Annotated in this window: 10 protein-coding genes; 3 read left to right on the top strand and 7 right to left on the bottom strand. The window is 72.0% G+C overall.

What is annotated here, in order from left to right:
* Nucleotides 1–155 precede the first annotated feature (155 nt).
* Complete coding sequence (locus B042_RS0116135; protein ID WP_028649192.1) at nt 156–362, top strand: hypothetical protein; 207 nt, start codon at nt 156–158, stop codon at nt 360–362.
* A gap of 306 nt (nt 363–668) precedes the next feature.
* The gene (locus B042_RS0116130; RefSeq protein WP_028649191.1) at nt 669–1,961 is read left to right on the top strand and encodes an MFS transporter; all 1,293 of its coding nucleotides are present in this window, start codon (nt 669–671) and stop codon (nt 1,959–1,961) included.
* Here B042_RS0116130 and B042_RS24460 read toward each other — a convergent pair.
* Together B042_RS24460 and B042_RS0116120 are read right to left on the bottom strand one after the other, a co-directional pair.
* Nucleotides 1,948–2,175, bottom strand: coding sequence for a hypothetical protein (locus tag B042_RS24460; protein ID WP_028649190.1), 228 nt, complete (start codon nt 2,173–2,175; stop codon nt 1,948–1,950). The two genes, B042_RS0116130 and B042_RS24460, sit on opposite strands and share 14 nt — an antisense overlap.
* Before the next feature lie 164 nt (nt 2,176–2,339).
* Nucleotides 2,340–2,996 carry a fasciclin domain-containing protein gene (locus tag B042_RS0116120; protein WP_028649189.1) on the bottom strand — a complete coding sequence of 219 codons (657 nt, stop codon included), beginning with the start codon at nt 2,994–2,996 and terminating at the stop codon, nt 2,340–2,342.
* A gap of 391 nt (nt 2,997–3,387) precedes the next feature.
* Here B042_RS0116120 and B042_RS0116115 point away from each other — a divergent pair, with 391 nt between their 5' ends.
* Nucleotides 3,388–4,950 (top strand): OmpA family protein, encoded by a 1,563-nt coding sequence (locus tag B042_RS0116115; protein WP_028649188.1) that lies wholly within the window; start codon nt 3,388–3,390, stop codon nt 4,948–4,950.
* A gap of 103 nt (nt 4,951–5,053) precedes the next feature.
* Here B042_RS0116115 and B042_RS26635 read toward each other — a convergent pair whose 3' ends face one another.
* The 5 genes from B042_RS26635 to B042_RS0116090 all read right to left on the bottom strand — a co-directional run bounded on the left by B042_RS26635 (nt 5,054) and on the right by B042_RS0116090 (nt 11,327).
* The gene (locus tag B042_RS26635; RefSeq protein ID WP_028649187.1) at nt 5,054–5,917 is read right to left on the bottom strand and encodes a hypothetical protein; all 864 of its coding nucleotides are present in this window, start codon (nt 5,915–5,917) and stop codon (nt 5,054–5,056) included.
* A 125-nt stretch (nt 5,918–6,042) separates the two neighbouring features.
* Nucleotides 6,043–7,449 (bottom strand): dihydrolipoyl dehydrogenase, encoded by a 1,407-nt coding sequence (gene lpdA, locus B042_RS0116105; RefSeq protein ID WP_028649186.1) that lies wholly within the window; start codon nt 7,447–7,449, stop codon nt 6,043–6,045.
* A 100-nt stretch (nt 7,450–7,549) separates the two neighbouring features.
* A complete protein-coding gene (locus B042_RS23485) occupies nt 7,550–8,365 on the bottom strand; it encodes a VTT domain-containing protein (RefSeq protein ID WP_081748823.1) in 816 nt (271 codons plus the stop codon).
* Nucleotides 8,366–8,480: 115 nt separating this feature from the next.
* On the bottom strand, nt 8,481–10,157 hold the full coding sequence (locus tag B042_RS0116095) for a hypothetical protein (RefSeq protein WP_028649185.1): 1,677 nt from the start codon (nt 10,155–10,157) through the stop codon (nt 8,481–8,483).
* A gap of 66 nt (nt 10,158–10,223) precedes the next feature.
* The gene (locus tag B042_RS0116090; RefSeq protein WP_028649184.1) at nt 10,224–11,327 is read right to left on the bottom strand and encodes a winged helix DNA-binding domain-containing protein; all 1,104 of its coding nucleotides are present in this window, start codon (nt 11,325–11,327) and stop codon (nt 10,224–10,226) included.
* Nucleotides 11,328–11,334 lie beyond the last annotated feature (7 nt).

Here is an 11,334-nt window from a genome sequence, read left to right as displayed (position 1 = left end):
CTGCGCTACCTGGGACCCAACCTGGAGGGGCGCGCGGTCTACGCCGCCACCCGCGGCCACCTCACCCGGGTGGCGGTCACCGACCGCCCCGACCCGCACCGGCCGCCGCTGGTGTGGACCTCGCCCCTGGAACACCTGGGNAAGGNGNNGGCNACGTGACCGCCCTGGAACACGCCCTGGACCAGATCCAGCGCGGGGCGTGGGTGCTCACCACCCGCACCGCCGACGACGGCACGGTGACCTACGTGGCCCACCGCCCGCCCGGCTGGGCGGGCCCGGGCGATGCCTTCGAGGAGATCACCGCACCCGACACCGCCACACTCCGCGCCCGGCTCACACACAGGTGCCGACGGGACGCCTAGTCTCCGCGCGCCCGGGACCCCTGGAAGCCTCCCGGGCGCGCGGGCTCCGCCCAACGAGCGGGGTCGAGGTGCGTTGTCGTGTGGTCGAGGTGCGTTCTGGGGCGAACCTCGGCGCTGAGTTTCGTCTGGGGGCGAGCCTCGACGATGCGGTGAGGCAGGTGTGTGACGCAGGCCATCGAAAGGCCGGAGACACCCGAGGACGACATTTCGGTAAAAAGTTATTCACGACCCCATAATGGGTTTTATGAGACTTTCACCTTTTGGTCGGTCCGCTCACCGGTCCACTGAGTTATGCCGCACGCAGGGATGACCGCCGAGCGGTGGCGCCCGTCCGCTCCCCTCTGGCGGCCCCTGCCACCGAGCGGCGCGGACGGCTCCGGGGCGCTGCTCCGCAACCGCGACTTCCAGGCGTTCTGGAGCAGCCGGTTCTTCGCTGGACTGGGCAAGGAGATCGGTGAGGTCGCCTACCCCCTCCTCGTCCTGTTCTTCGTGGGCTCGGCCACGACCGCCGGAGCCGTGGGCGCGGCCCAGGTCGCCACGGCGATGGTCTCCGTGCTCGTGGGCGGGGCACTCGCCGACCGCGTCAACCGCCGGGTGGTGCTGCTCTGCTGCGACCTGGGGAGGCTGGTCCTGCTCGCCCTGTTCGCACTGCTGCTGTTCACCGGGCACGCCTCGATCCCCTTCGCCACGGGCGTGGCGATGGCCTCGGCCGCCATGTCGGGCGTCTCCAACCCGGTGGCGATGGCGGCCACCAAACAACTGGTCCCGCCCGCCCAACTGGCGGACGCCGCGGCACAGAACCAGGTCCGCCTCTTCACCACGACCGCCTTCGGGGCACCCGTCGCGGGTGCCCTGTTCACCCTGGCGCGGGCACTGCCCTTCCTCGCGGAGGCCCTCAGCTACCTGGCCGCCGCCGCGCTGGTGCTCTACGTCCGACGCCCCTTGCAGGCCGACCGCACCGCGCTGCCGTGCGGGTGGAGCTTACACAGTGCGGTCAGCGGGTTTTTGGTGCTGGCCAGGAATCCGATCCTGCGGACGATGATGCTGTGGATCATCATTTTCAATCTGGCTTTCGCCCAGACGGGTGTCTTTCTCGCGATCATCGCCACCGCGGAGGGGATGGGCGCGTCGAGCGTCCGGATCGGTGCGGCCGTCTCCCTCGCCGGCGCGGGCGGCCTGGTGGGCTCCCTGGCCTCGGGGGCGGTCGTCCGGTGGGTGCGCCCGTCCACCACCTTCCTCGCCGTGGCGTGGGCGGCTCCGGCCTGCGCCCTGGCGCTGCTGGCCGCCCCGGACGTGCTGTTCCTCGGGGCGATCGTCGGCTGCCTGTTCGCGATGGTCCCGTGCGTCAACGCCGTGTTCTACGGCTACGTGGCCGCGTCGGTGGCCGACGGCCACCAGGGGCGCGTCCTGGGCGCGGTGTCGTTCCTCTCCCTGCTGTCCCAACCGGCGGGCATCCTCGGCATCGGCATCGTGTTCGACACGGTCGGCCCCGTGTGGGTCTTCCTGATGATGGCCGCGGTGTCCGGTCTGGCCGCGCTGGTGAGCCTGGCCCCCGTCATGCGCCGGCTGCCGCGTCCGGAGGAGGTCACCGTGTCCTGACGGGGGGTGCGCCCCGGGGAGCGGTCCTCAGCCCTCGAAGGCCCTCGCCGCCACGGGCCCCGTGGTGGGAGACGGTCCGCCACACCCCCAGGATCTCCTGGGCGACCTCGTCCGACCGGGCGGGGCCGCCCGGGATCCGGCGGGCGGGGCCGTACACGGACGGGGCCGCGAGTTCGTACACCTGGGCGAAGGCGTGCTCGTTCCCGCGTGCCACCCGGTGGGGCAGTTCCGCGAGTCCGGCCTCCGTCGGCCCCGAGCGCGTGTCCCCGGGGTGCGGGGCACCACGGTTTCCCCATCCACGTACGGGCCCTTTGGCAGTGGTCGGTGCGCCCGGACGGTCCGGCCCCATCGTGCGGACCGTCCGGGCGTCCTGAAGGGTCAGGAGGGCATCAGCACGCCGTCGATCATGTACACGGTGGCGTTGGAGGTCTGGATGTTGCCGCAGACCACCTGGGCCTCGCCGTTCACGGTGTACTCCTCGCCGGAGCCCTCCGTGGTGACGTCCTCGCCCTGGAGCGAGGTGAACGTGCCCGCCTCCAGAGCGGTCGGGTCCTGCTTGCCCTCCACGACGTGGTAGTTCAGGACGTTGGTGAGCTGCTCCTGGTCGGCGAGCAGGGCGTCGAGGTCCTCCTGCGGGATCGCCTCGAAGGCCTCGTTGGTGGGCGCGAACACCGTGATGTCCTCGGCGGAGTTGAGGGTGTCGACCATGTCGGCCTCCTCGATTGCGCTGACCAGGGTGGACAGGTCCGGGTTGTCGGAGGCCGCGGTCGCCACCGGCTCCTGGGCCATGCTGTCCATGCTGTCGGCGGGAATGTCCGCGCAGGCGGTGCCGAAGGGCTCCGTCGCGGCCATGTCGTCGCCGGTCGCCTCCATGTCGTCGGCGGTCTCCGTTCCCTCCGTCATCCCGGTGCCGTCGGTGGCCGTGGGAGACGCCGAACCGACGGCCTCATCACCGGTCGATCCACCGCAGGCGGCCAGCCCGAGGGCGAGGAGGGCGGCGGACGCGGTGGCGGTGAGGGCGTTCTTCGCAGGCATGGGGAATCTCCTTCGATTCATTCGGATGGCAGCGGCCAAGGTGACCGCGAAGAGTGATTCTTTCATTGCTGAGCGTTGAAATGGTGCCGGTTCCGTCCAAAGGCGTGGCCAGTTGCGGGGAGGAGGCCCTGCTCCCGAGGCCCTCCGGGTGTCACCGGCTCCGCTGCCCCGCGTGTCGTGTGGACAGGGGTGCTCCTCCGGTCCCTGCGGTGTGCTGCTCCTGTGCGCTTTTGTGCTCACAGGGGATATTCGCGGGCCGAGGGGGAACGGGCTGGCGGCCGGGAGAATTTTCTTCGGCGAGTGGCCCTACGGGGGACGGGTGGTCAGCGGGGTTGACCGATTGGTAGAGGATGTTCCCGGTACATCCCCTCAACGATCGGAGTTCCCCCACATGGTGCGTCAGACGCCCCTGTCGGCGGTCGCGGTGGTCGCCGCGGGAGCCCTCCTGCTCAGTGGCTGTACGGTCGGTGATGGCCCGCCCGACGTGAGGGAGGACTTTCCCTACGTCCGCGAGGGCCGCATCTTCCAGGACACCGGCCAGGACAACGAGATGACCTTCTCCGTCACGGGTCTGGAGCGGACCGGCGACTACACGGTCATGTACTACGAGATCACCTACGACGAGGACTTCTCCGGTCCCAACCGCAACCTGAGCATGGCCCACACACTGGTCGACCCCATGACCGGCCGCGTGTACCGGCAGTTCCTCGACGCGGAGGGGCTCAAGTACGGCTCGGAGAGCCCGAACGGCGACGGCCTGTACCCGGTGCACGACGGGGCCACCAACGAGTACGTCCGGTACTTCCCGCGCCTGCCCGACGAGGTGGAGCAGGTGACCTTCATCGGCAGCGGCCTGGGCGCGATGACCGGTATCCCGGTCCAGGACGTGGAGCAGGAGCGGCCGGACCCGGAGGACCCCAACGGCACCGACCACCTCACGCTCGACAACCCCCCTCCGGCCGGGGAGAACCTCACCTTCGCCAACCGGCGTCCGGGCGAGGACGCGGTGGCCGACGAGGGCTGGGTGCAGAGCTTCGTCGACTCCGAGGTCGCCTCCACGACCCGCGACGGCGACCGGGAGATCATCTCCCTGCACTCCGACGTGATGTTCGGCTTCGACAGTTCGGAGCTGACGCCCGAGGCGGAGGAGGTGGTGCGCCGCGCCGCCACGACGCTGGCCGCCAACGTCGACCCCGACGACCCCGTCATCACCGTCATCGGCCACACGGACGGCATCGGCACCGCCGCCTACAACGACAACCTGTCCGTGGAGCGGGCCGAGACCGTCCGCGACCTGCTCGCCGAGGAGATCGGGTCCGGCTACGACCTGGAGGTCGAGGGGCGCGGCATGGACGAGCCGATCGCCCGCGAGGGCGGCCCCGACGACGAGCAGGCCCGGGCCCGCAACCGCCGCGTCGAGTTCTCCTACGTGTTCGACGAGTCGCCCGAGGTCTCCGAGGACGAGGCCTACGACGACGACGGCCTGGACGTCGCCCAGCGCACCGTCACCTGGCCCGCGCCCTACACCGACGACCCGGGGCGGGTCGTGGCCACGGGCGAGCTGGACGGCGTCGAGCTGGAGATTCACCCGCTGCGCCGTGACGGCGCGTACGTGATCGGCACGTTCTCCCTGACCAACACCGGGGACGAGCCGACCCTGCCCGAACTGGGCGGGTCGGACACGATCGCCGGCGGGCCGGAGCAGTTCAACAAGGGCACGCTCGGCGGCTTCCAGCTCCTGGAGCCCGAGAGCGGCCTGGTGCGGTACGTGGCGCAGATGGACTTCGGCGAGGGGCGCTACAGCAGCTTCGCCGAGGAGGTGCACATGCTCCAGCCGGACAACACCTACAACCTGGTCGCCGTGTTCCCCGCGCCCGCCGCGGGCGTCGAGCAGTTGACCCTGCGGGCCGGCCCGTTCGGAGTGTTCGAGGAGATCCCGGTCGAGACGCCCTGACCGCGTTCCGACCGAGCCGAGGGGCGCGGCAGCGGACTCCGCTGCCGCGCCCCTCGCGCGTCCGGCCCCGGGGCGGGTGCCGTCGGCCCCGCCCCGGGAGCGGTCAGTTCCTGACCAGGGAGGCCGCCTCCAGGACCACGCGCTCCAGGTCGGCGCGTTCCACCTCGTCGTTGACGACGATGACGGTCACGTACAGCTCACCGGGCAGGGACAGGTACAGGTGGCGGCTCGAACCGTCCACGGTGCCCACGTACTCCAGGTCGCCGCCCAGGTGGTCGGACTCCTCGGTGTGGTAGGTGTCCACGTCCACATCGACGTCCACCTCCCAGTTCATCTCCTCCTCGGCCCCGGGGACCTCGACGACGTCCGGGTTGACACTCGGGTCGGCGCCGTGGGTGAACACGACGGTCAGCGTCGGTGCGCCGGGCTCCCCGTTGCCGTCGCCGTAGGAGCACACGAGCTGCTCGGCGCCGTCGACGCCCTCGACGGCGCCCCTCTCCTCGGTGAGGGCGGTGCCCGGGGCGAGGTCGCCGACGGCGCCCGCGACGCCCGCGGCCGCACAGGACTCGGGGAGCGTGTAGTCCGGGGCGTCGGAGGGCTCCTCCTCGGGCACGGCACTGGGCAGGGCGATGCCCAGGTCCAGGTCGAGTTCGTCGCCGCCGCCGAACCAGTCGATGTCCCAGTCCCAGTTCCAGTCCCAGTTCCAGTCGGGCCAGTCGAAACCGGTGTCCTCGGCGGCTTGGGAGGCGGTGTCGGAGGCGGCGCCTTCGAGGTCCTCGGCCGCGTCGGAGGCGGCGTCGGACGCGGAGCCCTGGAGGTCGTCGGCGGCCTGGGAGGCGGAGTCCCCGAGTGCGGAGACGGTGTCGGGTCCGGAGGCCTCACAGCCGACGAGGAGGACGCCGCCGACGACGACGGCGACGGCGACGGTGCCCAGGCACGAGAGAGGGGTGGAGGGGATCAGGCGCATGGATGGGGCTTTCGGCTCGGGGAGTGCCGGGCGGTGGGAGGCGGCGCCGGCGGGGGACTACAGGGCAACTTAGCAAGTTCCCGGACGCCCCGCCGACGCGGCCGCGTCCCCTGAACCGCGATGGTTCAGAGGTTGATCATGTGGCCGGCCAGGCCGTGCACGGCCTCCTTGACCGCCTCGCTCAGCGTGGGGTGGGCGTGGATGTTGCGCGCCACCTCGTGCACCGTCAGGTCCCACTGCTGGGCCAGGGTGAGCTCGGGCAGCAGTTCGGTGACGTCGGGGCCGATCATGTGGGCACCGAGGAACTCCCCGTAGGTCCCGTCGGAGATGATCTTGACGAACCCCTTCGTCTCGCCCAGGCCGTGTGCCTTGCCGTTGGCCATGAACGGGAACTTGGCGACCTGGACGTCGAACCCGGCCTCCTTCGCCTCGCTCTCGCTGTAGCCGAAGCTGGCGATCTGCGGCTGGCAGTAGGTGGCGCGCGGGATGAACCGGTAGTCGATCTCCTGCGTCTCGGCACCGGCGATGGTCTCGACCGCGACGATGCCCATGGCCTCGGCGGTGTGTGCCAGCATGAGCTTGGCGGTCACGTCGCCGATGGCGAAGATGTGGGGGACGTTGGTGCGGCCCCGGGCGTCGATGTCGATCGCGCCGCGTTCGGTCAGCGCCACACCGGTCTTCTCCAGGCCGTAGCCCTCCACGTTGGGGGCGAAGCCCACGGCTTGGAGGAGCTTGTCCGCCTCCAGGGTCCGCTGTGTGCCGTCCTTGTCGGAGACGGTGACGCGGACGTTCGATCCGGTGTCCTCCACCGACTCCACGCGGGTGGAGGTCATGACCTTCACGCCGAGCCTCTTGTAGGCGCGGGCCAGCTCTTTGGAGACCTCCTCGTCCTCCAGGGGCACCATGCGGTCCAGGAACTCGACGACGGTGACGTCGACGCCGTAGTTGGCCAGGACGTAGGCGAACTCGACGCCGATGGCCCCGGCTCCGGCGATGACGATGCTTCCGGGGAGCTCCTCGGTGAGGATCTGCTCCTCGTAGGTGACGACCCGCTCGGAGAGGGTCGTACCGGGCAGCAGCTTGGTGGAGGACCCGGCGGCGATCACCGCGTTGTCGAACGTGACGGTCTCGGTGGAGCCGTCCTCGCCGCGGACCTCGACGGTGTTGGCGTCGAGGAAGGTCCCGCGTCCGTCGAGTTCGGTGATCTTGTTCTTCTTCATGAGGAAGTGGACGCCCTTGACACGGCCCTCGGCCACCTCCCGGCTGCGGCTGAACGCCTTGCCGTAGTCGAACTCCACCGTTCCGTCGACCCGGATGCCGAAGAGGTCGGCGTCGTGGGTGAACAGGTGGGCCAGTTCGGCGTTGCGCAGCAGGGCCTTGGAGGGGATGCAGCCCACGTTGAGGCAGACGCCGCCCCAGTACTTCTCCTCGATGACGGCCGTGTTCAGGCCCAGTTGGGCGGCGCGGATCGCCGCGACGTAGCCGCCCGGCCCGGCGCCGAGGACCACCAGATCGAAGTGTCGCTGTCCCATGAGGGGATCTCCCTTGAGTGTGCTCGTGACCCACCCAGTCGGTCGGCAGGCCCGGGGTTCGCCGAAGGCCAGCCTAGCCCCGGGGAGCGGCTCGGCGTCTTCAGGCGGCGCCGCTGTCGGCCTCCGCCCGCTTCTCCCCGGCGGCCTTGGCGGCGGCCCGGTCGGCCGCGCGGTCCTCGCGCACCTGCTTGAACACCGGCCAGAAGGCCATGGTGAAGATGATGGCCACGGTGAACCAGAGGGCGTAGCGGTCGACGAGGAGCACGATGTCGACGCCGGCCTGTCCGGAGGCGTAGCCGACCGAGGTGACGACGGAGGTGAGGATCAGGGCGCCGAGCGCGTCGAAGAGGAAGAAGGTCCGCAGCCGCATCCCGGTCCAGCCCGCCGTGACGTGGATGAGTGCGGCCGGGACGCCGGGCAGGTAGGAGAGGGTGAGGGCGCCCCGGACGATCCAGGGGTTCATGTCGTGCATGCGGTCGGCGAGCCGTTTGGCCCGTTCTCCCGGGGTGATGATCGCGATGAAGCGTCGGCCCCAGCGTCGGCCCAGCCACCAGAACAGCCAGTCGACCTTGATCTTGCCGAATACGCCCGCGACCACCACGAGCCACAGCGGGATCTCGCCCAGACTGGCGAAGGCCGCGGCGGCACCCACTCCGGCATTGCTGCCTGTCAGGAAGGTCAGGGTGATCGGGTGGTCGGCGATGAGCAGGGGTTTGAGCGGGGTGAGGGCGAGGAAGACGGCGGGGATGCCGATGGCGCAGGCCAGGAGCGCCTTGTCCTGACGGGTGGCCTTGCCCTCCCAAGGCTTCATGGCGCGCAGGGCCTCGCGGGCGTCCTCCTCCCGTCTGCTGCGCGCCTCGCCGGGGCCGGTGGGGGCGCCGTCGGTGTCTCGGGCCGGGTCGCTGCTCATCGCCATGACTCCCAGGATGCCGGTGGGCGGGGCGCGGCGACAGTCACACGTGTCACCGTGTCGGTGTGAGGGACGCGGAGGCTCCGGCGTGACACGCGTCGTGCCGGGGCCGGGGCGCGGGTCAGTCCCGTGGGGGAGTCGGCCAGCGCCAGGACGGCGCCCACCGGTGGCTCGTGGAGACACCGGGGGGCATCGGGGGGAGGAGCCGTGCTCCGGGCGGCCCGTCCTCGTCGGACGGTTCGGGGGCTGGGGCCCGGTCCGGTTCTGGGGTTCGGGAGAAGGGCTCGGGGGCGTCCGCCACGGGTCCGGGTGACCGGAAATCGGCGAGCGGGTCCGGGGCGGGTTCGGCTGCCTGGCGGGGAGGTTCGGCCTCGGGGGTCCAGGGCAGCGGGTCCGGCTCGGGGGGGCTGGGCGCGGGCGCGGGATCGGGGGTCCAGGAGAACGGTTCGTGCTCCCGGCCCGGTTCGGACGCGCGGGGGGCGGGTTCGGCCTCGGGGGTCCAGGGCAGCGGGTCCGGCTCGGGGGATCCGGAGGCGGAGTCCGGTCCGGGGGGCCACGGGAAGGGGTCGGCCGTGCGCGGTTCGGGCGGCCAGGACAGCGGGTCCGGCTCGGCGAGGGTCTGGGGCGCCTCGCGGCGGGCGGACAGTGGACCCGAGTCCACCTCCGCGAAGTGCGCGGCCACACCGAAATGGCCGGGGCGCATGTGGGAGCCGGTGTCACCGTGTTCGAGGGGAGGGGCCATCGGGTGGCGCACCGACCCGGCCGGGTGCACGCGTGCCCACCAGGCCGCCGCCTCGTCACCGGGGAGTTCCTCGACGACCTCCAGGAACCCGGGGATGTGCGGGTGCTTGCGCCCCGCCCGCCAGGTGTGGGCGAGTGACTGCGCCTCCAGGACGAGCACCCGCTCGCCGTCGACGACCGGGATGTCCCGGGGGAGCGCCTCGTTGCCGATCCAGGTGCCGTCGCCGCCGACGAGGTCCCATTCCCCCCGGACGACGTCGGCGAGGGGGTCGGCGGCGGCGTTCAGGCAGGCGGCGGCCCAGCGCGGGTCCGGCCGGGTGCCGGGGAGGTCGCGGCCCTCCTTGCCGATGAGGGCGTCCGCGAGCAGGGTGTGCAGTTGGAAGTTGTCCCCCACACCGTCGAACCGCACCCGGAACCCCCGCCACGACGCGCGGTCCAGGACCAGGAGGCGGTCGGTCTCGGCCATGCGCAGGAGTTCGCCGACGTCGGTGAACACCTTCATGTGCGCTGACAGGGCGTCGGCGATCCGTCCCAGTCCGGCGAGGGCGTCGGCGTCTCCGCGGACCGCGGCGCGCACCTCGGTGTCGCCCAGTACCGCCTTGGCGGCGAGCCCGTAGCGCTGCGACGCCCACCAGCCCAGTGTGGCCGAGGGGGCGTTCTCCACAAGGGCGTCCGCGACCCGGCGCTCCTCGGCCTCGGTCACCTCGTGGGGGGCCGGGACCGGGCCGCCGCCGGTCGTCTCCCAGGCGCGGGCGAACGCCATGGCGGCCTGGCCGTAGCCGCCGAGCTGGCGCAGCACCTCCAGTCCGACCTGGCCCGCCGGGGCGCCGGACTCGACCAGGGACCCGGCCAGGACCGAGAGGTCGGCGGCGATCCCCGTGGCCCGCTCGCAGCTGCTGAGGACCGGGGCGAGCGCCTCAAGGGCGTGGGAGAGCTCTTCCCTGGGCACCCCAGAGGACAGCCGGAACACCTCGTGTACGGCGGGGGAGAAGTCCGGGTCCTGACTCGCGGCGGTGTCGAGGACACGTTGGAACGCGGCGCGGAACTCTTCAGTCACCCGTGAATCCTTCCATATCCAGACATGGCACCCATGCCCTGGTGTGAGGTGGATCTGTGGCCGGGATCACACCGGGGCGGCGAAGCGGACCTCGTGCCCGCCGCGTTCCGGTTCCAGGAACCCCAGAAGTTCCAGGCCCTCCGCGACCACCTCGTCGGCCTGGGCCGGGGACAGGGGTGCGAAGGGGACGACCTCGACGGCGGCCGTGTCCCGTGTGCGGACCGCCCGCCAGGAGGCGCGGACGGTCCCGTCCACGAGCACGGTGGCGGGGGGCATCCCGTTGCGGGTGGCGAGACGGCCCAGGTCCTCGGCGGAGACGACCCGGCTCCGGTCGGCGTGGCCGCGCAGGAGGTTGTCGAAGTCGTACAGGAACCGCACCGGTGCGGGGGCGTCCGGGTCGGGACGCGGGGCGTCCGGCAGGTCGAGGAGTTCGGTGCCGTCCTCCCCGCGCAGCGCGATGAGGCGGTCGCGCAGGCGGTCGGCGACCTCGCGCAGCCGGGTCAGGCCGGACCACGCCTGGACGTCCCGCACGGTGGCGGGACCGAAGGCGGCCAGGTAGCGCAGGAACAGCGCATCCGGGTCCGGGGCGTCCGCCACGGCCCGGCCGGTCCACGTGTCGGCGGGCGCGAACGCGGGCGGCCCGGAGGCGCCCCACACGCCCCGTGGCGGGACCTGGACCAGCGGGACGAGGCCGCGGACCACGTGGGAGAGGTCGCCCCCGGGTACGCCGGGCCAGCGCTCGGCCAGGCGGGCGCCGAGTTCGCCCGGGGTGAGCGGCCCCTCCCGGAGGAGGGCGCGGCCCGCATCGGCGATCTCCTTCGCGTCCAGGCCGCGCGTGGCCCGGCCGTGCGCGCTGTGCGCCAGATTCCGTGTGATGACGGGCTGGACGGTGGGCCGCAGCCGGGCGAAGTCCTCCGGCGTGACCAGGTGGAGTGTCCCGCGCATCAGGGTGCCGCGGACCAGCTCGCCCCGGGCCAGCAGGGCCCCGGCCTCGTCGGGCACCAGTCCGTCGATCCGGTTCTGCAGGCCCACGTACCAACTGTGCGTGGTCTGCGCCTGAAGACCCGCCAGGTGGGTGACCACCTCCGCGACGGGTCGGCGGACCCGGCGGAGGAGGAACTGGCGGGCGAGCGTGGCGCGGCCCACCGCGCGCCGTGACAGAGGGGGCATGGAACCC

It is taken from the genome of Nocardiopsis sp. CNT312 (assembly GCF_000515115.1).
Classification (GTDB): Bacteria; Actinomycetota; Actinomycetes; order Streptosporangiales; family Streptosporangiaceae; genus Nocardiopsis.
The sequence above is the reverse complement of the archived record's forward strand: the minus strand, read 5'-3'. Positions and strand labels throughout refer to the sequence as shown.